General features: G+C 63.7%; 26 protein-coding genes and 1 pseudogene. 17 read left to right on the forward strand and 10 right to left on the reverse strand.

Annotation, left to right across the window (positions count from 1 at the left end; translation table 11 throughout):
• Positions 1-67 precede the first annotated feature (67 nt).
• The 3 genes from ACZYHG_RS00505 to ACZYHG_RS00515 all read right to left on the reverse strand — a co-directional run bounded on the left by ACZYHG_RS00505 (position 68) and on the right by ACZYHG_RS00515 (position 2,736).
• Complete coding sequence (locus tag ACZYHG_RS00505; RefSeq protein ID WP_464612061.1) at positions 68-319, reverse strand: hypothetical protein; 252 nt, start codon at positions 317-319, stop codon at positions 68-70.
• 413 nt (positions 320-732) lie between these two features.
• Positions 733-1,422 carry an SDR family NAD(P)-dependent oxidoreductase gene (locus ACZYHG_RS00510; protein ID WP_464612062.1) on the reverse strand — a complete coding sequence of 230 codons (690 nt, stop codon included), beginning with the start codon at positions 1,420-1,422 and terminating at the stop codon, positions 733-735.
• Positions 1,423-1,716: 294 nt separating this feature from the next.
• Positions 1,717-2,736: an isopenicillin N synthase family dioxygenase gene (locus tag ACZYHG_RS00515; RefSeq protein ID WP_464612063.1), complete on the reverse strand. Its 1,020-nt coding sequence runs from the start codon at positions 2,734-2,736 to the stop codon at positions 1,717-1,719.
• A 596-nt stretch (positions 2,737-3,332) separates the two neighbouring features.
• On the opposite strand from ACZYHG_RS00515, the gene ACZYHG_RS00520 reads away from it, so the two are divergent.
• The 11 genes from ACZYHG_RS00520 (at position 3,333) to ACZYHG_RS00570 (ending at position 13,870) form a co-directional block, all read left to right on the forward strand.
• Positions 3,333-4,385, forward strand: coding sequence for a hypothetical protein (locus ACZYHG_RS00520; protein ID WP_464612064.1), 1,053 nt, complete (start codon positions 3,333-3,335; stop codon positions 4,383-4,385).
• A 30-nt stretch (positions 4,386-4,415) separates the two neighbouring features.
• Positions 4,416-5,708 (forward strand): hypothetical protein, encoded by a 1,293-nt coding sequence (locus ACZYHG_RS00525; protein WP_464612065.1) that lies wholly within the window; start codon positions 4,416-4,418, stop codon positions 5,706-5,708.
• Between the two features lie 11 nt (positions 5,709-5,719).
• A complete protein-coding gene (locus tag ACZYHG_RS00530; protein WP_464612066.1) occupies positions 5,720-7,480 on the forward strand; it encodes a hypothetical protein in 1,761 nt (586 codons plus the stop codon).
• 23 nt (positions 7,481-7,503) lie between these two features.
• A complete protein-coding gene (locus ACZYHG_RS00535; RefSeq protein ID WP_464612067.1) occupies positions 7,504-8,184 on the forward strand; it encodes a hypothetical protein in 681 nt (226 codons plus the stop codon).
• Positions 8,185-8,273: 89 nt separating this feature from the next.
• Positions 8,274-9,377, forward strand: coding sequence for a hypothetical protein (locus ACZYHG_RS00540; protein ID WP_464612068.1), 1,104 nt, complete (start codon positions 8,274-8,276; stop codon positions 9,375-9,377).
• Positions 9,378-9,407: 30 nt separating this feature from the next.
• Positions 9,408-10,244, forward strand: coding sequence for a hypothetical protein (locus ACZYHG_RS00545; RefSeq protein WP_464612069.1), 837 nt, complete (start codon positions 9,408-9,410; stop codon positions 10,242-10,244).
• On the forward strand, positions 10,241-11,275 hold the full coding sequence (locus ACZYHG_RS00550; protein WP_464612070.1) for a DUF4438 domain-containing protein: 1,035 nt from the start codon (positions 10,241-10,243) through the stop codon (positions 11,273-11,275). Before ACZYHG_RS00545 ends, ACZYHG_RS00550 begins: the two co-directional genes overlap by 4 nt.
• Positions 11,276-11,316: 41 nt before the next feature.
• Entirely contained in the window at positions 11,317-12,015 is a 699-nt protein-coding gene (locus tag ACZYHG_RS00555; RefSeq protein WP_464612071.1) for a hypothetical protein, read from the forward strand.
• A 16-nt stretch (positions 12,016-12,031) separates the two neighbouring features.
• Positions 12,032-12,388, forward strand: a complete 357-nt coding sequence (locus ACZYHG_RS00560; RefSeq protein WP_464612072.1) for a hypothetical protein — start codon at positions 12,032-12,034, stop codon at positions 12,386-12,388.
• Positions 12,385-13,200, forward strand: a complete 816-nt coding sequence (locus ACZYHG_RS00565) for a trypsin-like serine peptidase (protein ID WP_464612073.1) — start codon at positions 12,385-12,387, stop codon at positions 13,198-13,200. Before ACZYHG_RS00560 ends, ACZYHG_RS00565 begins: the two co-directional genes overlap by 4 nt.
• Positions 13,201-13,486: 286 nt before the next feature.
• Positions 13,487-13,870, forward strand: a complete 384-nt coding sequence (locus tag ACZYHG_RS00570) for a LuxR C-terminal-related transcriptional regulator (protein WP_464612074.1) — start codon at positions 13,487-13,489, stop codon at positions 13,868-13,870.
• Positions 13,871-13,903: 33 nt separating this feature from the next.
• Here ACZYHG_RS00570 and ACZYHG_RS00575 read toward each other — a convergent pair.
• Positions 13,904-14,368: pseudogene (locus ACZYHG_RS00575) on the reverse strand (Rossmann-fold NAD(P)-binding domain-containing protein); the annotation flags it as partial.
• 94 nt (positions 14,369-14,462) lie between these two features.
• Here ACZYHG_RS00575 and ACZYHG_RS00580 point away from each other — a divergent pair.
• From ACZYHG_RS00580 to ACZYHG_RS00595, 4 genes are read left to right on the forward strand one after another with little or no spacing between them, the layout of a single operon-like run.
• Positions 14,463-14,657 (forward strand): hypothetical protein, encoded by a 195-nt coding sequence (locus ACZYHG_RS00580; RefSeq protein WP_464612075.1) that lies wholly within the window; start codon positions 14,463-14,465, stop codon positions 14,655-14,657.
• Positions 14,654-15,004 carry a hypothetical protein gene (locus tag ACZYHG_RS00585; protein WP_464612076.1) on the forward strand — a complete coding sequence of 117 codons (351 nt, stop codon included), beginning with the start codon at positions 14,654-14,656 and terminating at the stop codon, positions 15,002-15,004. Before ACZYHG_RS00580 ends, ACZYHG_RS00585 begins: the two co-directional genes overlap by 4 nt.
• Positions 14,904-15,380 (forward strand): carboxymuconolactone decarboxylase family protein, encoded by a 477-nt coding sequence (locus ACZYHG_RS00590; RefSeq protein ID WP_464612077.1) that lies wholly within the window; start codon positions 14,904-14,906, stop codon positions 15,378-15,380. Before ACZYHG_RS00585 ends, ACZYHG_RS00590 begins: the two co-directional genes overlap by 101 nt.
• Positions 15,380-16,237 (forward strand): sigma-70 family RNA polymerase sigma factor, encoded by an 858-nt coding sequence (locus tag ACZYHG_RS00595; protein ID WP_464612078.1) that lies wholly within the window; start codon positions 15,380-15,382, stop codon positions 16,235-16,237. The genes ACZYHG_RS00590 and ACZYHG_RS00595 overlap by 1 nt, the downstream gene beginning before the upstream one ends.
• Before the next feature lie 3 nt (positions 16,238-16,240).
• Here the strand turns inward: ACZYHG_RS00595 and uxuA are convergent, their stop codons facing one another.
• Positions 16,241-17,425: a mannonate dehydratase gene (uxuA, locus tag ACZYHG_RS00600; RefSeq protein WP_464612079.1), complete on the reverse strand. Its 1,185-nt coding sequence runs from the start codon at positions 17,423-17,425 to the stop codon at positions 16,241-16,243.
• Between the two features lie 101 nt (positions 17,426-17,526).
• Here uxuA and ACZYHG_RS00605 point away from each other — a divergent pair, with 101 nt between their 5' ends.
• Positions 17,527-18,312: an SDR family NAD(P)-dependent oxidoreductase gene (locus ACZYHG_RS00605; RefSeq protein ID WP_464612080.1), complete on the forward strand. Its 786-nt coding sequence runs from the start codon at positions 17,527-17,529 to the stop codon at positions 18,310-18,312.
• A 41-nt stretch (positions 18,313-18,353) separates the two neighbouring features.
• On the opposite strand, the gene ACZYHG_RS00610 is transcribed toward ACZYHG_RS00605, so the two are convergent.
• Positions 18,354-18,968: an alpha-ketoglutarate-dependent dioxygenase AlkB gene (locus ACZYHG_RS00610; RefSeq protein ID WP_464612081.1), complete on the reverse strand. Its 615-nt coding sequence runs from the start codon at positions 18,966-18,968 to the stop codon at positions 18,354-18,356.
• A 97-nt stretch (positions 18,969-19,065) separates the two neighbouring features.
• Here ACZYHG_RS00610 and ACZYHG_RS00615 point away from each other — a divergent pair, with 97 nt between their 5' ends.
• Positions 19,066-19,308 (forward strand): KTSC domain-containing protein, encoded by a 243-nt coding sequence (locus ACZYHG_RS00615; RefSeq protein WP_464612082.1) that lies wholly within the window; start codon positions 19,066-19,068, stop codon positions 19,306-19,308.
• Positions 19,309-19,331: 23 nt separating this feature from the next.
• Here the strand turns inward: ACZYHG_RS00615 and ACZYHG_RS00620 are convergent, their stop codons facing one another.
• The 4 genes from ACZYHG_RS00620 to ACZYHG_RS00635 all read right to left on the reverse strand — a co-directional run bounded on the left by ACZYHG_RS00620 (position 19,332) and on the right by ACZYHG_RS00635 (position 23,301).
• Complete coding sequence (locus ACZYHG_RS00620; RefSeq protein ID WP_464612083.1) at positions 19,332-20,594, reverse strand: DUF763 domain-containing protein; 1,263 nt, start codon at positions 20,592-20,594, stop codon at positions 19,332-19,334.
• Between the two features lie 133 nt (positions 20,595-20,727).
• A complete protein-coding gene (locus ACZYHG_RS00625; protein WP_464612084.1) occupies positions 20,728-21,264 on the reverse strand; it encodes a response regulator transcription factor in 537 nt (178 codons plus the stop codon).
• Positions 21,254-22,606, reverse strand: a complete 1,353-nt coding sequence (locus ACZYHG_RS00630; RefSeq protein ID WP_464612085.1) for an ATP-binding protein — start codon at positions 22,604-22,606, stop codon at positions 21,254-21,256. The genes ACZYHG_RS00625 and ACZYHG_RS00630 overlap by 11 nt, the downstream gene beginning before the upstream one ends.
• The gene (locus ACZYHG_RS00635; RefSeq protein ID WP_464612086.1) at positions 22,603-23,301 is read right to left on the reverse strand and encodes an SURF1 family protein; all 699 of its coding nucleotides are present in this window, start codon (positions 23,299-23,301) and stop codon (positions 22,603-22,605) included. The genes ACZYHG_RS00630 and ACZYHG_RS00635 overlap by 4 nt, the downstream gene beginning before the upstream one ends.
• Positions 23,302-23,340 lie beyond the last annotated feature (39 nt).

Genomic DNA, 23,340 nt, shown 5'->3' on the forward strand with positions numbered 1-23,340 from the left:
CGGCTGAGGGCTGAGACGAAAACGCGGGCCGAATAGCCCGCATTTCAGACGAGATTGCCTCTAGGAATTATTCAGCGGCTTTGGCGGACGCCTGCTGACGCTGGTCGGCCTCTGCGGCTTCCTCGAGCCGGGATGCAATCAGTTCCTTGATGTCGCCGACCTCTTCCTGGATATCCTCCAGGTGGATGCCGACTTCCGCGGCCTTGGCGGCGCATTCCTTGGCCAATGTCTCGGCCTGCTTGTCGATCCTCGCCTGGGACTGGCAATGGACCTTTTCGCCGATCCATCCCCGCAAGAACTCGATCGCGTGTTCGCTCATACTGCTGTTCCCTGGCGGCAAAGCCGGTTGGTAATCATAAACGCCAGCATCCCACGAAGGATGCATGTTCCCATTCGAGCCGAGTCGCGGTCACCCGGCAAGCCGATGCCGTCCAAGGTCCACAAAGCTGAAGGAAATCGAGGATTCACGAACATTTCTGATTCTGGCGGGTCGGTACCGTTGGCTGGATCAACCCAGCTTCGCGCCACTGTTTCTGTTTGCTTATTTCCGGTTTCCGAGCCGATTTTCGTCACAAAAGATGGGCGCAATGCGTAACATATTCACGGTTGCTTCAACAGGCGGTTTTCAAGCACGTGGGCCGAAGTCGCCGGTATATAGTGATATCCTCACGCAATGTCGACTCCCTCGATCTTGCCCATAAGGCCCACAAAGTCGCACCCAGCGCACCCCCGTCAGAACGTCTCCACCCAAGGCCTCAACTCCATTTCCCAGGTCCAGGCGCTGCGGTGCTGGCGATGGATGGAAAGATAGGCCTCGGCGATCGCATCCGGCGACAGCCGGCGATCCGGCGTATCGGAATCCCCTGCGGACGCGGCCGATGCAATGCCGCCATCGATGATGAAATGCGCGACGTGGACGTTCTTCGGCGCCAGTTCGCGGGCCATGGACTGCGCCAGCCCGCGCAAGCCGAATTTCGGCATCGCAAAACCGGCTGAGCCGGCGAACCCTTTGACGCTTGCCGTTGCCCCGGTGAAGAGGATCGAACCCGAGCCCAGAGCCACCAGCCGCCGGGCCGCCTGCTGTCCGACCAGGAACCCGCCATAGGCGCCGACCAGCAAAGCCTGCCGGACCGCCTCGGGATCGAGCTCGGCTATCGGCCCACGAGCACGTCCGGTGGCGTTGAAAACCACCAGCGAGAGCGTGCCGGCCTTGTCGGCGACCTCGAACAGGTGCTCCACCGACGCGGCATCGGAGACATCCGTCGCCACGGCCTGCGCCCCGGTCTCGGCCTTCAGGTCTTCAAGCTTTTCGACGTTGCGGGCCGCCAGAACGACCTGGAACCCGTTTTTCGCAAGAAGACGCGCGAGCGAGGCGCTCAATCCGGACCCCACGCCTGCGATGATGGCGACATTGGATGTCATCAGACCTCTCCTGTTTTACATTGATCGCGATCGCCGACCGGAGCGAATGACCGGGAATTTGCCGGATCGGCGCGGCACCGACAATGCACGGCGGCACAGAAAAATGGCCGGGCGCGAAAACGGCCCGGCCAAAAAGAAGGTCAAAACCTTCAGAGGGGAACACCGTTCAGTGGAATGGGAGGAAACCGCCAAACGATCATTCTGTTGTGAGCCGATTTTAGGCCAGTTGCGACGAATGATTTTCCAAAATCGGCCGGCATTGCAAAAATCCTGTTCTTTCTTGCCACGCCGACCTCAGCGCGCCGGGGCTTCCGGCTCGAGCAGATCCGCATAGTGGCGCTTTGCCACGTCGGGATGAGAGCGCAACCGGCTTTTCAGCACGTTGGTTCCGACATCGCGAAACAGCGGATTGTCCGGATCGCTGGCCGGGCCACGCGCCTGCGCCGCCAATTCCTCGGACAGGCCAAGCAGCGGTATGGTCGCATCGAGCCTGGCGCTGAAGAAGAACGGCACTGAAATGCGCTCGACGCCGGCGGGCGGCGTCACGACGCGGTGCACGGTGGCGCGCAAATAGCCGTTCGAGGCCAGTTCAAGCAATTCGCCAATGTTGACGACAAGCGTGCCGGGAATAGGGTCCACATCCACCCAGCTTCCATCATAATCGACCTGCAACCCCTTGTTGTCATCCTGCAGCAACAACGTCAGGAAACCGCCATCCTTGTGCGCGCCGACACCCTGGTTGCCGCCGGTCGCGTCACGGCCGGGGTAGCGCACAATCTTCATGCGATGGTTGGGTTCGCTGCTGTAGATCGGGTCGAACGCGTCCTCGGGCTGATCGAGCGATAGCGCGAAAGCCTTCAGCAGCCGGATCGCCACGGCCGTCACCTTGCCCTGCCAGGCAAGCAGCGACGGCTTGAGATCCGGCAGCGCCGCTGGCCACTGGTTCGGGCCCTGTAGCCGCGTCCACGCGGGCACGCCCGGCCCCTGCGGTATGGGCTGGCGCTCGACGCCGATGTCGAGCTGCTCGCGCCAGTCTTCCTTGCCCTTGGTCAATTCGCCGCCGGCGCGCGTGTAGCCGCGGAACTGCGAGGACTTGACCATCTCGATCGAGAGCTTGTCAGCCTCCGCCAGGGCAAAGAAGCGGCGCGACGCAGTGAGCACCTCGCTGATCTCGGCCCAGGGGATGCCATGTCCGGCCAGATAGAAAAAGCCGATATCGCGCGAAGCGGAACGCAAATCCGCCAGAAATGTCCGACGTTCCGATGCGCCTTGTTCAAGACGGCTCAGATCGAGCACAGGCACTATTCTGGGCATATCAGGCTCCTTTCCCAGCGCGTTCCGGAAGTTGCTTGGAACTCCTCCGGAAAACCCAGCCGATTGAACATGCAGGCACTTTTCCGCGACCGTAGCTGCCATCAGTGCTGGCAAGTCTCATCGACTTCGGGTTGCCGGGGAAGAAACGATCGGCCCTTCGTCGCGGCCGCGACGAACAATTTTTCCATTCGCAGGCGGAAGCGGATGATGATCGCGATTCATTCGAGCAAATACGTGGAAAGCGGAAGCCGCCTGCATCGCTACAGCACGCCGCCTTCGCATAGATCGTCAGCCCGTTATCCAAGACCGACGGCTGAAATCATGCAGTTTGCGCGCCAGATTTAGCCGCCAAGGTGCGACAATCATCTCTCATGCATCAAAATCGGTGAAAATAAAGATAAAATAATATTTACAGTATAATTATGATTGCGCACAAAATTATTCGACTGAATAGTCGCCGATATTGGCGACCACCTTTGAGCTACCCGTTACTGCCGACTTGAGAGCCATTGTCTCAGGGGCGACTATCCCGACCGGCGTTAATCGCTTTGGTCCCGCTCCCCTGAGGGGCCGATCGCTCAAGAGGAGATCTCGAGATGGACGGGTATGACGAATCGATGTTCGACGACCTTGCCTTTGATGAAGCGGAAGGCCCTGCCGACAGCTACGACGAATTCGACGAAATGGACGAAGGCGATGGCTTCGACGGCGCCGATGAGGCCGACGAAGGCGACGAGTTCGACGAAGGCGACGAGTTCGAGGCCTCCGGCTTCGACGAGATGGACGCCGGCGACGAATTCGATGCCGGTGATGAGTTCGATGAGGGCGACGGCTTCGACGAAGGCGATGAGTCCGACGACGATGCCTGGGACCAGGCGATGAGCTACGCGCTTGCGGCAGAAGACAGCGACGAGTTCTTCCGCCGTATCGCCCGTGGCATTCGCGGCGTCGTGCGCACCGTCCGACGCGCCGCTCCCACGATCGGCCGCATTGCTCGCGCGGTGGCACCCGTCGCCAGCCTCATTCCTGGCGTCGGCACCGCCATTGGTGGTGTCGCCAATGTCGTCGGCCAGCTGATGGCGGATGAAGCGTCCGAAGACGAGGCGCTCGACGCATTCGCCGAGCTGGCGGTGCGCAATCGTGCCGCCATCCCGCTGGTCGCCGCGCTTGCAACGAGACGAGTGCTTGGCCCGGTGGCGGCGCGCATGCCTGCGGCGGCACGCACACAGGCAATTCGCACCGTGCGCCGTGCTGCTGCCCAGCTTGTCAACCGTGGCGGACCAACCGCAATCCGTGCGCTGCCCCGCATCGCCAACAGCGTTCGCCGTACGGCCGTCACGCGCCGCACGCCGGCGTCGGTTCGGCCGCTGGTTCTGGCGCGCACCGCGCGCCGTGTCGCGGCACGCGGGCAAGGTCTGCGCCGGCAATTGACGCGCCCCCTGCAGAGAGGGCGCCAGATCGTGCGCCGCACCGCGGCGGCGGTTCGTGCCGGCATGGCTCCAGGACAAAATCTTGCACGTATCGCGGGGCGAGCCTTGGGCGCCGGGCGGGCTGCCGGTGGTTGGCCAGGCGGATATGGCCAGCGCCATGGCCGTCGCCGGCGGATCACGATCCGCGGTCCGGTCAGCATCACCATTCGGCCGAACTGAAGCCCGACTTGCAACGGAAGGATCGTGGCGATGCGCACGGGTTCTTCGACCAGGCGGTTCCTGGACACCAAACTGCGGGCTTTGAAGGCTCGTGCACAGCGCCTGAACCGCTTGACGCCGCGGCGCATCGGGCTTCGTCCCGAAGACCTGCCCTATGCGCCGTCGCGGGCTCACTTCCATGCCGCCAACAGGCGGCTGGCGACCATCGGCAACACGATCGACCGGCAGATCGCCGAGATCGAGCGCGCCTGGCCGCCCGCAACGGCCCAGGCCGCGCTCACCCAGATGGCGATGCTCGACCGTAGCATAGACCGTCTGCGTCGCACCTTCGGCATGTTCTTCGAGGTGATGTCGCAGCGTGGTTCTGGCTTCGCTCCGGCGCTCGCCGCTCATGACGCGATCGCGCTCGACTGCTACACGGTTGTCCGTGGGGCCTTGCCGGGCGTCTTCCGTGGCCCGCTCTTGAAGCCGCTGACCTATATGGAGCATGGCTATTCGCCGGCCACCCAACGCCGCGGCGTGGCACTCGCCCGCCTGCTCGGTGACAGCAATCCATTCCCGGTGATCCGCATTCCCTGGGATCGCGACAATCCCTGGCAATCGGTCTTCCTGCACGAGGTCGCGCACAATTTGCAGGCCGACATGGGACTCTGGCAAGAGAACGCGCAAGCGGTTGCCAACCGACTGGCCTCGATGCGTTTCGATCCGCTCGTGGTGACGATCATGCGCCGCTGGCACAAGGAGATCTTCGCCGATCTCGCGGCATTGCTGCTTGGCGGTACCGCGTCGGTCTGGGGCATGATGGAGTTTCTTGCCCATCCTGGTGCGCGCGCCCTCACCTATCGCCCCGGCGGTGCGCATCCAACCGGCTGGATCAGGGTTCTGATCCTGACCGAGATGCTGCGCCGCATGGGCTTTGCCGACGAGGCGGCCCGCGCCGAGCGCGTCTGGCGCGGCCTCTACAACCCGGCCCGCGGCCACAGACTGCCTCCGGTCCTGCTTGCTTCAGTGCCACGTGTCATCCCGGCACTGGTAGACGAGATCGCCTACCAGCCACGGCGCGGTCTTGGTCAGCACGCGCTGGCCGACGCCATTCCTTTCACGCGCGCCGACGAGGCCCGCATCCGCCGTGGCGGAATCCTGATCGCGGCGGGGCGAGTGCCTGACCTGCCGCCACGTTTTCTTGTGTCGGCCAGCCGTTTCGCGCTGGAGGCCGGCGCCGAACCGGATGCCATTGCCAAGCTCGTCATCCGAAACCTGGCCCAGCGTCAGGCAAACCGACGGCCCACTGCGCAACCGTCCCCAGCCGCACTCGTTGCATGAGGTGAGATGTCATGGTCGACCTATTTACAACCGCCGCCAGCCCGGTCTCGAAATTTCGGTCGCCCGCCACGGTTGCCGTGGACAATCTGCTGCGCAAGACATTGCGCGTCAGTGACCCGCGCGATCCCGACCAGATCGCCAACGCCCTGCTCAACTTCTATCCCGAGGAAGCGGACCGGGACCGCCGCGAACAGGCTGGCCTGCCCTATTCGAGCGTGCCCGACTATGTGCCGCCAGCCCGCAACACCGGCCCGTCCTCCGTGGAAATGGCGCAGGCGCAGGACGATCTCGAACGCGACCTGCAGACGCTTTCAACCTCCTCGCCATTGAAGGACATCCGCATCGAGTTGATCGGCTGGGGCCGGTCGATCCGGCAGATCGCCAACGATGGACTGGCGGCTGCCCGACTGGCACTCAATTCCGTCAATCACGACCGCGCCATGTCGGCGCGCCGTCAGCTCGGCGAGTATTCGCGGCTGGCGCGCTATGTCGGTACGCTCACGGATGGCAGCGCCATCCTGTTCCGGCGGCTTGCCCAGAGTTGCGATGTGCTGGCCGGGCTCATTCTTGTGGCCATCGGCGAAGGACTGGCATCCAGCGGCATTACCCGCAGCACGTCGATCGTGCGCTCGGCGGCCGGAGAGCTGCAGGCGCGCCGCAACGCCGTCATCATGGCGCTGCGCAGCCTGACTGGCTCGGTCGAAAGCGCGCTTGGCCAGGAGGACTGGCCGCGCGGTATCGAAGCTTACCGCAATCTGGTGCAACAGCTGGAGGCCGGCGGCCAGGCGGACCTGCGCGCGCTTCTGGAAGAGAACGCGCTGTCGCAGGCGATGGACGACCTGGTCGACCTGTCGACCGGGGCAAGCGTGGAAGGTCTGCGTGAACTGTCGACCGCGTCGGCAATGCTCGTTCACCGCTTCCAGCGGCTGATCCAGTTCGGCCAGAGCATTCCGGTGCCGATCGACGTGCCGATCACGTCCGGACCGCCGGAATCGCCGCCGCTGGTGGCCTTCGTCTCCAGCCTGCAGCTTTTCGTCGATGCCTTCGTTTCGAAAGGCAGCTCGCGGCTGCTCTATGTCGCGCGCCCGCCAATCATCGTCTACGGGCTCTATGGCGCGGGCGGCCCCGACCAGGGCGCCATCCGCCTGATGAACCTCACCATCGCGCGCGGCTTCCTGCTCGAGCAGGTCGACTGCTTCGCCGGCTGCGGCTGCGATGACGACGACATCAGCTGCCAGGTGCTGCTGGACTACGTGCTGTTCCTGCTCGACCGGGCGATTGATCTTTATGCGGTGGGCACAGATCCGGATGGCCTTGGCGAACAGGAGAGACGGGCCACGGCCGTCGGCCTGGTGGTCAACAGAGTGCTGGACCTGACCGACCAGATGAAGAACCCTGGTGTGCTGCTGTGCGAATTCAGCGACAAGCTGAAGAACAAGCTCGGCGACATCACCGGTGATTTGATCGACCCCTTCGGTGGTCCGGCGGCCTGGGATGCGAGCCTGAGGGCGCTGATGGTGCGCGAGCTGCGCACCGCCTTCCAGGCGGAAGACCAGACGGAACGCCTCGTGCGTTCGCTGACCTCGCAATGCGACTTCAATGTTTTCAACTTCCGCAACAACCAGTCGCTGATCCGCTGGATGGTGCGCCAGATCCTCCAGGATACGTTCGGCCAGGGTACCAATCTGCCGAGCCCGGTCCAGATGCCGTCGCCAATAGCCAGTTCGATGGCAAGCATGGGGCAGAATCGTCCCGACTACTGGTCGGCCTGAGCAGGCAGGAGAGGAGCACGACAATGGCTGCGAAAATTCCGTTCCCCTATCATCCGGCCAACAAATTTCACGCCGGGGTCAAGGCCCGTTTCGAAGTGGCGGCCGAGACGCCACAGTCGATTGATCTGTTGGCCGACAAGGTCGTCACCAGCGGCGACGGGACCAAGACGGCGATCCGCGAGGTTGCCAAGGCGATCAGGGGCTTCCCCGACGACGAACAGTCGAAAACCTTCGACAGGTTGACCGTGGCGGTCGAGGCCATCGCGACGGGGTTGCAAAACCAGCCCAATGGCGACGCGATCGACAAGAAGCTTGGCGAAATCGGCAAGGCGATCAACAGGTTGGATGAGACCGTGCAGTCGCTTGGCCTGCGCGACAAGGACAATGTCACGGCGCTCTATGCCGCCGCGGTCGATACGACTGGCGACATCGTCGGCCGGACAATTGCCGGGCGCTGGTTCAACCAGGCGAAATTCATGTCGCTGCAGGAGATCGTGACATTCCAGAAGGGCAAGCCGCAGGAAAACCGGCGCCACGAGTTCGTCAGGCGCCTTAACGACGCCAACAATTTCAACAGCGGCCTTCCCGCGGTTGTGACCGAGAGCGAACTGGTGCGTTTCTTCGACCTCGCGCCGGCCGTGATGAACGCGATTGCCGCCAGCCAGGACGCGACGTCAGGCGAACAGCAGCCACCAAGTGCCTGAGAATCCTAGTGACTGAGAACCCAAGTGCCTGAAAACCCAGGTGCCTGAGAAACTATGAGCCGCCAATTCGAGCAAGATGAGGTCTGATTATGGCTAGTGAATCCAACCAGGTCATCCAGCGGCTGTTCCAGCGCTTCTTCAGGGACGAGTTGTCGGGATTGTCGCCGGCGGACCGCGCTGCTTTCGAGAGCGAATTCGAGGGTCGCTACGGAGAGTTGCTCGACCGCTCGTCCAGCAAGACAACAACCAGCTTCGCGGATCTGGTCGGCTTCGGCGACGGACCGATCAAGCCGTTCGATTCGCTGCAGATGCCGTTGCTGCGCAACGATTTCGACGAATCGATCATCCCGCCGCAACTGCAGGCGTCGGCCGAACTCTATTACATCTACCAGATGGACCGCATGAAGCTGTTCCAGGTGGTCGATGTGTTGCGCCGGCTGTTCCAGAACGGCCAGATCCGCATCCAGCGCGGCCCCGGCGCGCGCGGGCTCTACATCCTCGAGAAGTGGCGGCCGATCCGCTACAAGCGGCGCGACCGGCTGATCGCCTATCGCCGCGTCTTCAATTACGGCCGCGCGCCGGTGCCGGCGGGCGCCATCGTCAACCGCAGCTTCCACTTCCAACTGGTCGCCTTCATGAATGCGATGTCGCAATACTTCCAGGATCTGACCATTGGCCAGGTCATTCGCGGCAGCTCCACCATCAACGACCGGCCCTTCGCCGCACTTGCCACCGTGCAGCGCGTCGGCACCGACCTGCGCTATCACCTCGACCGTTCGAGCTATGGCAACATCCTGGCGCTGACCCGTGAAACCGGACAGTATCTGCAGCAGATCTTCGAGCTGTTTGATGCACCCGACATCAAGAAATCCTTCGACGCCAACACCAAATGGGACGTCATCGAAGCCGTCGCCAATCGCCATCTGGGCGGTGCGGCCGAGATGTCGCAACGCGCCAAGATGGCCGATGCCGGCCGGCGGACACTGCAATACATCGCCGAGAACGATTTCCGCACGACGGTCACGCCGGCGGAGTTCGACGCCGACGCCAAGAAGATGGGCTCGCAGGCCGATGCATGGCTTGCCGCCTACCGGCTGACACGCGAAGGACGCCGCTTCCCTGGCCTCGACGGCGATCGCGTGCACTGGTCGTACGGGATGAACCGCAACACCGCGTCGCGCATAGCCGCCTGAACTGTTCGCCGAGACTGAAGGGTGTCAGCGATGGACCACCATCTTGCTCTTCCCGGGCGTTTCGCGGCCAAGCCGCCGAACATCGTCATCGACGTCCCCCTGGCACTGTCGCCGATGGGGTTGCTGGTGACGGTGATGCTTTCCCAGTCGGCGCGCGTATGGCTGCCGCGCGGCTTCTATACCTTGCTCGACAACGATGAATACTACCGTCGTCGGCCCGATCAGATGGGAGGCAGTTGGCTCGATCCTGGCACGCGCGATGCCATCCTCAAGGAGCTGACGCTGGAACTCGAACCATGGCGGCGGGCCTGGCAGAATGGCCGCCTGTCATCGCGGGTGCATTGGATCGGTGACGCCCAATATGAAAGCGCATTGCCCGAGCGCGAGGAAACGACGCTGTTGCCACGCTTTGAGGGTTGCTGTGCGGCGCTCGAAACGCATTTTGGCGATGTGGCCGGCACCGCTGCTCCGCTCGACGAGTGCGCGCGCGACGTGATCGCGCTCTCTGCCGCGCTACAGCCCGACAACACCTATATTCTCACCATCGCCGGCAATGGCGGCGCCAGGCCGCCGCTCTGCGACTATCTAGAGCGGCTGGCATTTCCCACCAAACGCCACCCTGGAGCAATCCCGGGATGGTCCGGGCCGGCACTCTGGCCGGCCGCGGCGCCGATCGCGGCGAGCGGCCGCAATGCCGCGATCGTGCAAGTGGTCGCCCCGGTCATCCTGGCGCTGCCCGATGGCTGGACCGAAACCGACTGGGCGCTGGAAGATCCGGCCGACCATGATGACGCGACAGCCGACGATCCATGGCGCAATGCCTGCGCCCTCTGGTACGAACTGGCGCCGGCGGAGGTGGCGGCATGAAACCGCCCCGCATCCACCCGGTGCACGGCCTGCGCACCAATGCGCGCGATCTGGTGATGATCAGCGTCGCCGGACAAGTCGCCTCGCCGACCGAGAAAGGCACGCCTTGGCGCATCGGCTACGACGGCAGGCCGCGTTCGCTGCCGGGCACCGGCGGCATCGTGCTCAACCATCGCGTCGGCGATCCCTGTGTCGGGTTGGCCGGCGACCATGTCGAACCGGCGGTGTCGATCCGCAACGAAGCGCGTGCCGCCGGCGGCAGCCCCGACGCCGCCAACCAGGCGCTGCAAAGCTATTCCTGTGTCGGCAATCACGCGATCGTCACGTCAGGACGCGCGGTCGGTGCGCGCGGCGTGGTGACTGGCAAGCATGGCGGTGTCGACACCGTGCTGATCGACTTTCCGCTGCCGGCGATGCAGCAGATGGCAATCGGCGATCGCATCCAGGTCTGGGCCTACGGACTTGGCCTGCGCCTGACCGACTATCCCGACGTCGCCATCTGGAACTGCTCGCCAAGGCTGTTGGCGCGCTGGCGGCCGGTCGAGCGCAACGGCAGGATCCACGTCAAGGTGACGCACCGCATTCCCGCGCGTGTCATGGGCTCGGGCCTTGGCCGCAACAACGTGCTGCGCGGCGACTACGATATCCAGATGTCCGATCCCGGCATGGTGCGGCGCTACAAGCTCGGATCGCTGCGCTTCGGCGACATTGTCGGCATCATGGATGCGGACAACCGCTATGGCCGGTCACGGCTGGGAGGACATGTGTCGGTGGGCGTGATCGTGCATAGCGACAGCACGGTCGCTGGGCATGGGCCGGGCGTCGTCTCGCTGCTTTCGGCGCCGGCCTCGGTTCTGCAACTGGAGCTCAACCCGGACGCCAACATCGCGCGCTATCTGGACATTCGACCGCCGCGGCCGGCACAGCCGTCGTTTCCCCTGCCGACGGTCGAGCAAAGGGAACGGACGGTGGCACGGCTGCGCCGGCGGGCCACGGCGTCGGACCCAAGCATGGTGGCCGGATCCGGGTAGATCCGGCCTGAGCGGAGAAACAAGGTACGAGGAGGATCGGCATGTCATATCTCGACGAGCAACTCGACGCGCTGGTCAACGAGGCCGCGCAGGCCGTCGGTCACCGCTCGCCTTGCGGCTGCACACGCTGCCGGCGGCGGCAGCAGGGCTTTCGCGCCGTCGAGGTCAGGCGCCGGCATTTTCCAAGCTGTGGCTGCGGTGGTTGCGCTGACGCCGCCTCCTTCGACGAGACCGCGGCACGGCGAGCCCCGCGACCGGCGCGCGGCCAGACCTCGGCACGAGCCAGGGGCTCGCAATTGCCGGGCTGGCGCGGCTGGACGGCGCCGGTCTCGCTGGCAGCGATCGACGCGGCACGCGCCGCTGCAAGGCAGGGCGGGAGTGTCGATGCGACATTGCGGCCTTTCCTGGCGCCGGGCCCGCAGGTCTATCGCATCACCCGCGCCGGCATCGACCGCAACCGCCCGCTCAGCATCGGCATGACCAAGGGCAACAATTCGATCGCGCAGAGACTGACCGAGCATTACCGGCAGCCGAGCCGCGCCGATCCAAGGGTCAACTCCGCGATCCGCAATCTGCAGCCGGGCCAGATCCTGGTCCAGGCTGCTCGTCTCACTCGTCAGGCCATGCATCCAAGGCGTGCAAGGAACTACGAGGGCTGGCTGCAGGACCGGGAGCGGCCGCTGCTTTACGACCCCAACAGCACGACATTCGATGAAATGGGTCTGATGCGCAACAACTAAACCAAGGGAGATCCCTATGCACGGGCAAGTCGCACCTCGCGCAAGGTCGGTATGGGCCGACCTCGATGCCATCGTTCTTCAGGAGGTCAAGGCGCTGCGCTCGGCACCGCCGCGTCCAGTTGAGGCACCGTTCGGCTCCGACGAGGAGTTCGTGGACCGTGCCTCGGCCTATCTCGAAGGCCGCGGCGAAGAGGCTCATCTGCTGATGGAGCGCCTGCGCGGCATGCTCGGCCAGACGGCAAGTCCGCATACGAATGAGGCCGAGGCACTGCCAGAACCCGCGCGTGAAGAAGGGATCGACAATCCAGTGCACCCTGGGCCCGTGCCAGCCGACGTCGCGTCACCGGAGGCCGAACACGAGCAAGAGACATGACGCTGTTTTCGCCCACGCCCTTCGAACTCGACCGGCTGGCCGACGAAGCGGACTATGCGGTGGTCGGGCCGACTGACGGCCGCGCCAGGGTCACGCATACCAACCGCTTTCCGCACAGTGCGGTCTGCCATATCGAACGCGATTTCGGCGACGGCAGGATGACCGGCTGTACTGCCTTCCTGATTTCGCCGACGCGGCTGTTGACGGCGGCACATTGCATCACCAGTCCGATCCGGCAGCGCCTCGGCCTGCCCAATCTCGCGGTGCGCATCCGTGTCACGCCAGGCCGCGCGTCACGCGATGCACGGCCTTTCGGCTGGCAGTGGGCCAAGCAATGGCACGTCAATCCGCCATACCGGCGCCGTCCGTCGGGTTTGCACGATGTCGGACTGATCGAGCTCGAGCGGCCGTTCTCGCCTTCGCCGGGATTCTTCCAGCTGTGGTCGCCGAACCGCCAAGATCTCGAAAGGCTTCGCAGCTCACGGCTGCTGCACATTTCGGGCTATCCGGCCGACAAGCCGGATGGCACGCAATGGGAGCATTCGGAACGCCTGGACCGGATCACGGAACGGCAACTTTTCTACAGCGTCGATACGTGTCCGGGACATAGCGGCGCTCCTGTCTGGATCCATCGCCAGCAAGCCGGCGCGCCCGTGGTCGTCGCGGTTCACACCGCTGGCCCGAGGCCGCATTCGAGTGGCGCCTGGGGGTGTCGGCCCGGCGTGCCGCTGGCGCCTGCCGGACTGTTCAACCGAGGCGTCAGGCTGACCCCTGATCTCTTGCGCTCAATCCGCGCCGGGTTCAGGCGCTGAGTGGCGAAAAAGATGAACGGATGATGATTTTGCGAATGCTAATATTCTGGGAAGTGTTATAGTTCGCGCCATCAATGCAGCATTCATACTGGTCGCGCCGGGGTTCGGTGGCGCGGCAGTTTTGTTGGGGCGCCGGGGCTTGTGATTGTAATGAGTTTCCTGCCAACTAGGGCGTTCGGCCATGATTGCACGTGCCGAGAACTTGCAGAGACTTTCTGATTTTGCCGACGAGATCTCTGCGTCACGGAAGGAATGTGATCCGGAAACGGATACTTCCAGATTTGTCGTGAACGGCCATTCACTGGTCGCCATCCGTCACGTGGACGATGACGATTGCGCGGTTGGTCATGCCGATGAGCGCCGACCGGTGGGACGCATCGTGTGCGCCGGCACACACTATCTGATCTATGATGCGGTCTACGTGCCGCCCGCGACCAGCGATCTTCCACTGTCGGCCGCCGACATATTGACACGGCGCGAGCTCCAGATCGCCCTGCTGATCAGCGACGGAAAACTGGACAAGGAGATCGCGCGGCAACTCGGCATCAGCGGCTACACCGTACGCGAACACATCAGGCGGATCTTCGCAAAGCTGAACATCGGCCGGCGTTCGGCAATCGCATCTTGCGTGCTGGCTGGCCGGGCGGATTTCCGCCACGATGTCCGATAGACCGAGGGGCCTCCGGGGTCTGCCCACCAAAAATCAGGCGAACGCTTTTTTCGAAGAGTCTGCTCGAAGCAGCATGCCAAACAGGTCGCGCGGCTCGTCGGGATCGGCCAGCATGTCGAGTTCCTGGTAGAGGCCGGTCGACTTCAGCTGTTCCCTGACATAACGCAGCGCCGAAAAATCCTCGATGGCGAAGCCCACCGAATCGAACAGCGTGATCTGACCGGCATCGCACCGACCTTTGGTGGCGCCTGACATGACTTGCCACAACTCGGTCACCTCATGATCCGGCGCAAGCTGCTGGATCTCGCCTTCTATGCGGGTCTGCGGCGGGTATTCGACGAAGATGTCGAAGCGCAGCAGGATGTCGCGGTCCAGTTTGGTCTTGCCCGGTCAGTCGCCGCCGACGGCGTTGATGTGGACGCCGGAACCGACCATGTTGTCGGTCAGGATGGTGGCATACTGCTTGTCGGCGCTGACGGTGGTGATGATGTCGGCACTGACCAGACCGTGGCATGCGGGCGTGCTGCATGCGGGTGCGGCCGGCCTCGCCGAAGCGATCCTTGCGGGCCTGCGCACCGACGCGGCGCTCAACGTGGCGGCCAACGTGCCTTATGTGATCAGCCGCGACGCCGATTACGCCGTGCCTATCCACGGCGACGATCGCGGCATCCCCGCCGTCCTCGTCGAGATCCGGCAGGATCTGCTCGCGAGCCGGTCCGGTATCGAGGAGTGGGCAAACCGCCTCGCGGCGGCGCTACCCGCACGTGCGACGGAGACAATTTCGTGAGCAATCTCAGCCTGCGCGAACGCGACGCCGCGGCCATCGCGCAGATCGGCAAGCTGCGCTTCTCGCCGCTCAGCGTCGTCGGTGGCCAGGGCAACAGATTGATCGAGGAAGGCGGCCACTCGCTGCTCGACCTGTCGGGATCGGCCGGGCCAGAAGAGATCGGTGACATCAAAAAAACTGGCCTGGATGTCACACAGGAGAATCCTCGCTCGTCATGGCGTCGGCACCAACAGAAGGAAGCCAACCATGACCGCAAAAATCGATCTCTTCGCCGCTGCCCCTTCGCTGATGAAGAACTGGCAGCGCTCCTCGATCGAGCTCTCCGCCGCCGCCAGCCTCGAGCATAGCCTCACCGAACTGGTGAAGCTGCGTGCCTCGCAGATCAATGGCTGCGCCAACTGCATCAATCTCCACGCGACCGAAGCGCGCGAGAACGGTGAGACCGAGCAGCGCATCTACCTGCTGCCGGCCTGGCGCGAAGCACCCTGCTACAGCGACCGCGAACGCGCGGCACTGGCCTGGACCGAGGCCTTGACCCGGATCTCGGAAGACACAGGCCGCGCAGGCGCCTATGAAGAGTTGAAGGCGCATTTCACGGAGGAGGAGCAGATCAAGCTCACCTTGACGATCAACATCATCAACGCCTGGAACCGCATCTCAGTCGGTTTCGGCCTCTATGCCGACCCGGCTGCCATCAAGGCCGCCAGGGCGGCGGCAGCCTGATGACGAGTCCCGAGGCCGACGATGCGGCAGCGGGTTTCGCCCCGTTGCGCCCGAAGCTCATGCGCGTTGCCTATCGCATGCTAGGCTCGGTGTCGGACGCCGAGGACGTCGTGCAAGAGGCCTTCATCCGCTGGATGAAGGCCGATCGCGGCATGGTCCGCGAACCCGAGGCATTCCTGCGCCGTACAGTGACGCGGCTGTGCCTCGACCAGCTCAAATCCGCGCGGCATAAACGCGAGACCTATGTCGGCCCCTGGCTTCCCGATCCCGTCGTCGAAGAAGACGAGGTGGAAGACGTCACCTTGCCGCTTATGCTGGCACTGGAGCGACTGTCACCGCTCGAACGCGCCGCCTTCCTGCTGCACGATGTGTTCGGGCTCGGGTTTGACGAGGTCGCGGCCGCGGTCGATCGCGACCCGGCCGCCTGCCGTCAACTGGCGGCCCGGGCGCGCGGCCATGTCCGCGAGGCGCGGCCCCGCTTTGCGGTGGAGAGGCAACACGGGCTCGCGCTTGCCGAGGCCTTTTTCACGGCCTCGCGCAGCGGCGACATGAAGGCGCTTGGCGCCATGTTGAGCGCCGATGTCATCGCCCATGCCGATGGCGGCGGCAAGCGTCCGGCAGCCGCGCAGCCGGTCTTGGGCTTCGATGCCGTCATGACTCATTACGAGCAGGTTGCGGCCTGGTTGCGCACGCATGCCTCGAAACTTGTCCGCGTCGGTTTCATCAACGGATTGCCGGGCTTCGTCACCCTTGAAGCCGATGGCGAACTCCAGACCACCGCACTTGACATACACGACGGCAAGATCGCGGCCATCTATGTCGTGCGTAACCCCGACAAGCTCAAGCATCTACACTAACTATCAGGCCAGTCCGAACTTCTCCACGGCGCGCATGATGCCACGCAATTCGGCGAGACCCTTCAGCCGGCCGATCAGCGAGTAGCCGGGATTGATCTTCTTCTTGCCGATATCGTCGGCGAGCAGATGCCCATGGTCCGGCCGCATCGGAATGCGCCAGTCGGCGCGGCCTTCGCTGCGCCGGCGCTTCTCCTCTTGCATCAGAGCGAGGATGACATGCGCCATGTCGGTGCCGCCCTCGAGATGCTCGGCTTCGTAGAACGAGCCGTCCTCCTCGATGGTGATGTTGCGCAGATGGACGAAATGGATGCGGTCGGCGAATTCCTTGACCATGGCGACGATGTCGTTGTCGGCGCGCGTACCGTAGGAGCCGGTGCAGAAGGTCAGGCCATTGGCCGGGCTGTCGACCGCTTCGAGGATGAAACGCGCATCCTGCGCGGTCGACACGACGCGCGGCAGGCCATAGAGCGAAAAGGGCGGGTCGTCTGGATGGATGCACATGCGCACCCCTTCCTCTTCGGCCGCTGGAATGATCTCGCGCAGGAACCAGGCGAGGTTGTCACGCAATTCCTTGGGCCCGATCCCATCATATTCCGCCAAAGCCTCGCGGAAACTGTCGCGGTCATATTTGCGCTCGGTTGCCGGCAGGCCGGCGATGAGGTTGCGCTCGATCTGGTCGACCTGCTCCGGTGTCAGCGCCTTCAGCCGCGTCTCGGCCTCGGCGATACGCGCCGGCGTGTAGCTGGCGGCGCCGTTCTTGCGCTGCAGCACGAATAGGTCATAGGCGGCAAAATCAATGGCATCGAAGCGCAGGGCGTAGCCGGTTGTCGGCAGGCGATGCATAAGATCGGTGCGCGTCCAGTCCACCACCGGCATGAAATTGTAGCAGACCGTCTTGATGCCTGCTTTGGCGAGCGCGCGGATGCTGTCGCGATAGTAGCCGGCATAACGCTCGCGTTCGGGCGCGCCGATCTTGAAAGAATTGTGGACCGGGATGCTTTCGACGACCGACCATGTCAGGCCGGCGGCCTCGATGATACGCTTGCGTTCGAGCACATCGGCCTCGGGCCAGGCCCTGCCATCGTAGATATGATGGAGCGCAGAAACCACGCCCGTGGCACCAGCCTGTCTGACATGATCGAGTGTCACCGGATCATCCGGACCATACCAGCGCCAGCACTGTTCCATTGCCGCTTTCCTTTTTGCGAGAGACCGGCAACCTATTGTTTGACTACGATGAGTGTCAAACTCGGAACCAGGTTTTCGACAGCGCATGAGGAGCTCCCACGATGAAAGATTTTGATGGCAAGGTGGCATTGGTAACGGGGACAACCGGCATCGCACTCGCCACCGCAAGACGGCTGGCGCAGGGGGGTGCCGCGATCATCGCCTGCGGCATCGACCGGGCCGCCAATACCGCCATGCAGGAAAACCTTGCCGAGGCCGGGGCGGATGCGCTGGTGCAGACAGTTGACGTCTCGGTCTCTGACCAGGTTCGCGACGCGGTCGCGGCCGGTGTCGCGAAATTCGGCGGCATCGACGTCATCGTCAATTCCGCCGCGGTGCATCCCTACGGAACCGCGACGACGACCGACTGGGAAACCTGGAACCGGGCGATGACGGTCAATGTCGGCTCGATTTACCTGACCGCGCATTTTGGCATCCCGGAAATGATCAGGCGCGGTGGCGGCGCCATCGTCAACGTCGCTTCGGTGCAAGGCTTCGCCTGCCAGCAGAACGTCGCCGCCTATGCCACGACCAAGGGCGCCATCCATACGCTGACGCGCTCGCTAGCGCTCGACTACGCGGCATCAGGCATAAGGGTGAATTCAGTGAGCCCGGGCTCAATCCGCACACCGATCCTGGAGAAGGCCGCGCGTGGCGACAATGGCAGCGATGCCGATGTCGAAGAAGCCTACAGGCGCTTCGGCGCGGCGCATCCCTTGGGCCGCATCGGCGAGCCGGAGGAAGTGGCGGAACTCATCGCCTTTCTGTGTTCCTCGAAGGCCGGCTTCTGCACAGGCGCCGACTACAAGATCGACGGCGGTCTGACCGCCGGCATCGGCGTGAAGTAGACGCGTGACGGTCAGCCCGGCCTTCACACGCGGCATGATGCTCAGGGGTTTTGGGAGCGCAGCGTCCGCAAGGTGATCGAATAGCGATGCTCGGCAAGCGGCGGGATGCTGTGCTCCCATTCGGTGCGCGAAGGGCCAGTCATGAGATAGGCCGACCTTGACTCGACGGCGATGGTCCGGCGCTCCCATTTGTCACCGCTCTTTCGCCGCAGCCGAAAGCTGCAGGGCGCCATCAGGGAGACACCAACGATATCCTCGAAATGCGGCTTGTCGCGATGCCAGCCGATACCGGCGCCGGGCCGGTATTCATTGATCAGCACCTGAGCAAACGTCTCGGCAGGCCGGTGCGCAAAGGCCGCGACCTTCGCGCGTAGAGGCAGCAGGAAGTCTGGAATCGGCGCCGCCTCGACCACTTCGCGCCGCTCATAATCGTAGCGCAGGCCGAACCCGACGACGCGCCGGTTTGCCAGATGGCCATGGAAATCGAACGCCTGGAAAGGCAGCTCTTCAAGATGCCGGGCGAGTTCGGTCTCTTCCTGCGGCGTGATCAATTCGGCTTGGTAGGCGAAGCCTTCAGGCAACTCCTCGGCATCGCCAAACAAATCCTGCTGGAATGCCAGAGCGGGGGCGGTGGCTTTCGATTTGAGCGACGACATCCCAGCTAGATGGTGAAGGCCGGACCACAAGGCAATACGGACCCGTGCTTCCAGACCTGACAGATAGCGGCGACGAGCAACGGCAGGGAACCGGACCTTGGGCTGGCGAATTTATCTGGCTGAGCCGTCAGGTGCCAACATGCCATCGACCGCGATCCGAAACACACAATACGATCCCGGAACCAGGACCCTCTCCGTCTGGTTTGTGCCGAGCGGCAATCGTTATGACTATGCTGACGTCGCCCCGGCAACCTACGCAGCTTTCATGAAAGCATCCTCGAAGGGCCGCTTCTTCAATGAATTCATCCGCGACCGTTACAGCTACCGTCGCGTGGCATGACGTGTAGGATCAAGGTCGGCCTGTCAGGCCTTCTTGTTCAGCTCCGCGGGTGAGTGGTCCGGCGCCGGTTCCCAGCCAAAGACACTGCGGCCGCCGAGCAAATGCGACTGGTCGAATTCTCCGGCGACAATTTCCTTCAGGCTGGGGCCAGTGACGTATCGCTCGACCTGCCGCGACTGATCGTCAAGCCGCTTCAACGCACCGATTTCCTCTTCGCGGCCGAGCCTGGCCTTCTGCACGGCCGATTTCAGCACGCCGATCGTCTCGTCATAGACCTTGAGCGGAACGGGGAACGGGTGCCTGTCCTTGCCGCCATGGGCGAGCGAGAAACGGCCCGGATCGGAAAACCGGCACGGCGCGCCATGCACCACTTCGGCAACGAGGGCCAGTGCGCGCACCGTGCGCGCGCCCACGCCGGGAACCAGCAGAAGCTCGGAAAAATCCGCCGGGCCACGCTCGGCGGCGGCCGCCATGTTTCCATGCAGGCGACGCATGATGACATCGCTTTCGCGCACATCGTGGTGAGCCGGCATGACCAGATGCGGCAGCAGTGGCTGCTCCGGAGCTGGGGCGGTGTTGGGATGCAAAGCAGCGAATTCCTGCAGGATACGGTCCGGCCCAAGGTCCTGGAGCAGGTCTAGCTGTCCCTGGCGCGAGGCCTCGGCACGGCGGTCGGTCAGGTTGACGATCTCGCCCTGGTTGGCGCCTTCGATGGCGGCATGCGGCTGATCGACGAAACTCTTCAGACCTTCGGACAGCCAATGGTAGCGGCGTGCCACCTTGCTGTCGCCGTTCATGCCTTGCTGCACCACCACCCAGTCGCCATCGTCGGTGACGATGAAGCCGTGCAGATAGAGGTCGAAGCCATCCTGAACGGCGGCGCTGTCGACCTTGGCGACCAGCCGGCTGACGGTTGCGAGGTGCTGTCCGTCGAAGCCGATCCGCTCGCCAATGGCGGTCAGCTCATGCGGCGTCTTGCGCGAATGCGCGCCACGGCCGCCGCAGACGTGAATGCCGAGTTCGCCAGAGAGCGGCGTCAGACCCCGTTTCAAGGCGCCGACGACGCTGGTGGTGATGCCGGAGGAGTGCCAGTCCATGCCCATGACGGCGCCGAAGGACTGGAACCAGAACGGATGCGCCAGCCGCCGCAGCAATTCGTTGCGGCCATAATGATGGATGATCGCCTCGCACATGACGGCGCCAAGGCGCGTCATGCGGTCGCCCAGCCATTTCGGCACGCGCCCGCCATGAAGTGGAAGATCCGCACTGCCCGATCGTTGCGCCAAATCCGTTGCCTGTTCCGGTGTCTGTCCACACAGATAGGCATCCCAGGCCACGCAGGAAAGCTTTGAATGCTCCCGCTCGAATTGGCCGAGGGACCAAATCGATTTCGCCTGATAATGGGCGCAGCCCTTGCGGCTACCGCACCACGCGTTTCTCGAGCTTGCGGGCCAGAGTGCGCCGGTGCAGGCCCAGCCGGCGCGCCGTTTCGGAGATGTTGAAGCCGGTCTCGACGAGCGTTTCGTGGATGCGCTCCCATTCGAGATTCTTGATCGAGGTGGGACGGGTCGTCAGCGAGACCGAAACATCGCCCTCGGCGCGGCCGAAGGCGGCTTCGATGTCATCGGTGTTGGCGGGCTTGGCCAAATAGTGACATGCGCCAAGCTTGATCGCCTCGACCGCGGTGGCGATGCTGGCAAAGCCGGTCAGCACGACGATTCTCATCGACGCATTGCGGGCGCTGAGCAATTTGACGCATTCCAGCCCGGAGCCACCGGCGCCAAGCTTGAGATCGACGACGGCGTATGCCGGAACGGCCGTTTCGAGGGCACGAACCAAATCTTCCCTGCCGTGGCAGACCATGACGTCGTAGTCGCGCTTCTCGAAGGAGCGCTTCAGCGTCTTCGCGAAGGTGGCGTCGTCCTCGACGATAAACAGGGATCGATCAGGCCTCATGATCATCTCCATCGGTCAGCGCCGCGAGCGGCAGTGAAAGCGTAACACAGGCGCCCTCTTCCATGTTACGCGCCGAAAAGTCGCCGCCGAGCTTTCGGACCACGTTGACGACGAGGAAAAGGCCAAGGCCACCGCCCGGCCGTCCCTTGCTCGACATATAGGGCTGGCCAAGTGCAGCCAGAATACCCTCGTCGAAACCCGGCCCGCGGTCGCGCACGGCAATCACCAGTTTCTCGCCCTGCCGCTCGGCGGTGACGCCTACCCAATCGGGCGATGCTTCCTGGGCATTGTCGAAGACGTTGAAGATGACCTGCTTCAGCGCCGTGTCGGAGACGATCTGCTCATCGGGTTCGAAATCGTTCACGTACTCCAGATTGAGCGGCTGGCGGCTGGTGCGCCACTCCTGGACCAGATCGTCGAGGAAATGGCGGATGCTGGTGCGGATGGTGCCTTCGCCCCGCGCCTGCCCCGAAGACATCAGGATGCCCGAAACGATGCTCTTGCAGCGCTCGATCTGCGCCTGCATTTCGGCCACGTCCCCGGCCAGCTCGCGGTTGCGCGAGACGCTGCGCATCTGGCGCCAGTCGGACAGGATGACCGATATGGTCGAAAGCGGCGTGCCCAGTTCATGCGCGGCACCCGAGGCCAGCAGGCCCATACGCACGATGTGGTCTTCCTCGGCCGAGCGCTGGCGCAGATCGGCGAGATAGGCGTCGCGCTCACGCAGATTGCGGTTGATGCGTGTCATGAAGATGACGATCAGGCCCGCCGCCAGCACGAAGCAGATGAACATGCCCCTGATATGCAGGGCCAACAGGTCGCTGCCGCCGTGATGCGGGACCGCGATCGGCTGGAACTGGAAGGTGAGGAAGACGAAGCAGGCCGAAGCGGCCGCCACCAGGATCCAGGTGGACCAGGGTGTCAGCAGCGCGGCGCCAAGCGTGATCTGCAGGAGATAGAGCGATACGAACGGATTCGAGGAACCGCCGCTCAGGTAGAGCTGTGTGGTCAGTGCCGCCATGTCGAAAATGAGCGCCACGAACAGCTGCGCGTTGCTGATCGGGCGCTGGCCACGCGAAGCCAGCAGGCTGAAGATGTTCAGCCCGACCAGGAAAAGCACGACGCCGGCCATTTCCGGCAGCGGCAGCGGGATATCGAACCAGTATTCCGTCACCAGAATGGTAAGCACCTGACCCGCCACCGCCAGCCAACGCAGTTGGATGAGCAGGAGCAGGTTCTTCCTGTTCGCGGCGTCGGGATTGGTGACTCCGCTGCCCTTGCCCGCAAGAGATGTTGCCGCGAAGGATTTGTCGTAGCCAGGCGCTGAAGTCGTGACGCTCATCTTGCCGGTCCTTGCCGCCGACGGCGGTCGATCATCGGCGCGGCCAAGGCTGCGGCGAGCATCGCAGCGAGCGTGAACCAGGTCAAAGCATAGACGAGGTGGCTGTTGCGGAAAGTCACGACAGTCAGGCCGCCACGCGGCCAGTCGCCGGATGCCTCCGCATCGACGAAATAGGGCGCGACATCCGTCTGACCGCGCGCGGTTGCGATGGCGGCGACGTCCCGTGAATACCAGCGATTGCCCGCGGCATCGTTGTTGCGCAGGAAGCCGCCACCGGGCTCGCTGATGCGCAACAACCCGTCAATGACGGCCGGCGACGAGATGCCATCGCTCTCCCGCTCGAACTCAGGCTTGCGCTCCTGGGGAATGAAGCCGCGGTTGACCAGTACGACGAAGCCGCGATCTGTTTGCATCGGCGTCAGCACCCAATAGCCGCCGCCAAGCTCCGTCACCGCTTGCACCAGCGTATTGGCGCCGCCCAGAAAGCGCCCGGCCAATCGCACATGGCGGTATTCGTCACCGGCGGCGGTCATGCCGCTCCAGTTCAGTGGGCCAGGCGCATCGACAACGGGGGCATGGATGCGTTGGTCAACGCGGGCGATCAGATCGAGCTTCCAGACCCGCCTTTCCAGCTGCCATATGCCGAGGCCAAGAAACACCAGCACGCCGAGGAGCCCGAGCAGGCGGAGGAACATACGCGACGCGGGCGATCTGCCGGCGTCCTTTCCTGGCGC

This window comes from Mesorhizobium subarcticum, from assembly GCF_055456085.1.

Excerpts from the sequence above, each read along its gene's own strand:
- uxuA (WP_464612079.1), bottom strand. The coding sequence starts at position 17,425 with ATGGAACAGTGCTGGCGCTGGTATGGTCCGGATGATCCGGTGACACTC.
- ACZYHG_RS00560 (WP_464612072.1), top strand. The coding sequence starts at position 12,032 with ATGCACGGGCAAGTCGCACCTCGCGCAAGGTCGGTATGGGCCGACCTC.
- ACZYHG_RS00510 (WP_464612062.1), bottom strand. The coding sequence starts at position 1,422 with ATGACATCCAATGTCGCCATCATCGCAGGCGTGGGGTCCGGATTGAGC.
- ACZYHG_RS00595 (WP_464612078.1), top strand. The coding sequence starts at position 15,380 with ATGACGAGTCCCGAGGCCGACGATGCGGCAGCGGGTTTCGCCCCGTTG.
- ACZYHG_RS00625 (WP_464612084.1), bottom strand. The coding sequence starts at position 21,264 with ATGAGGCCTGATCGATCCCTGTTTATCGTCGAGGACGACGCCACCTTC.
- ACZYHG_RS00610 (WP_464612081.1), bottom strand. The coding sequence starts at position 18,968 with ATGTCGTCGCTCAAATCGAAAGCCACCGCCCCCGCTCTGGCATTCCAG.
- ACZYHG_RS00525 (WP_464612065.1), top strand. The coding sequence starts at position 4,416 with ATGCGCACGGGTTCTTCGACCAGGCGGTTCCTGGACACCAAACTGCGG.
- ACZYHG_RS00605 (WP_464612080.1), top strand. The coding sequence starts at position 17,527 with ATGAAAGATTTTGATGGCAAGGTGGCATTGGTAACGGGGACAACCGGC.
- ACZYHG_RS00565 (WP_464612073.1), top strand. The coding sequence starts at position 12,385 with ATGACGCTGTTTTCGCCCACGCCCTTCGAACTCGACCGGCTGGCCGAC.
- ACZYHG_RS00530 (WP_464612066.1), top strand. The coding sequence starts at position 5,720 with ATGGTCGACCTATTTACAACCGCCGCCAGCCCGGTCTCGAAATTTCGG.
- ACZYHG_RS00505 (WP_464612061.1), bottom strand. The coding sequence starts at position 319 with ATGAGCGAACACGCGATCGAGTTCTTGCGGGGATGGATCGGCGAAAAG.
- ACZYHG_RS00515 (WP_464612063.1), bottom strand. The coding sequence starts at position 2,736 with ATGCCCAGAATAGTGCCTGTGCTCGATCTGAGCCGTCTTGAACAAGGC.
- ACZYHG_RS00540 (WP_464612068.1), top strand. The coding sequence starts at position 8,274 with ATGGCTAGTGAATCCAACCAGGTCATCCAGCGGCTGTTCCAGCGCTTC.
- ACZYHG_RS00545 (WP_464612069.1), top strand. The coding sequence starts at position 9,408 with ATGGACCACCATCTTGCTCTTCCCGGGCGTTTCGCGGCCAAGCCGCCG.
- ACZYHG_RS00630 (WP_464612085.1), bottom strand. The coding sequence starts at position 22,606 with ATGAGCGTCACGACTTCAGCGCCTGGCTACGACAAATCCTTCGCGGCA.
- ACZYHG_RS00550 (WP_464612070.1), top strand. The coding sequence starts at position 10,241 with ATGAAACCGCCCCGCATCCACCCGGTGCACGGCCTGCGCACCAATGCG.
- ACZYHG_RS00520 (WP_464612064.1), top strand. The coding sequence starts at position 3,333 with ATGGACGGGTATGACGAATCGATGTTCGACGACCTTGCCTTTGATGAA.
- ACZYHG_RS00635 (WP_464612086.1), bottom strand. The coding sequence starts at position 23,301 with ATGTTCCTCCGCCTGCTCGGGCTCCTCGGCGTGCTGGTGTTTCTTGGC.
- ACZYHG_RS00590 (WP_464612077.1), top strand. The coding sequence starts at position 14,904 with ATGACCGCAAAAATCGATCTCTTCGCCGCTGCCCCTTCGCTGATGAAG.
- ACZYHG_RS00555 (WP_464612071.1), top strand. The coding sequence starts at position 11,317 with ATGTCATATCTCGACGAGCAACTCGACGCGCTGGTCAACGAGGCCGCG.
- ACZYHG_RS00535 (WP_464612067.1), top strand. The coding sequence starts at position 7,504 with ATGGCTGCGAAAATTCCGTTCCCCTATCATCCGGCCAACAAATTTCAC.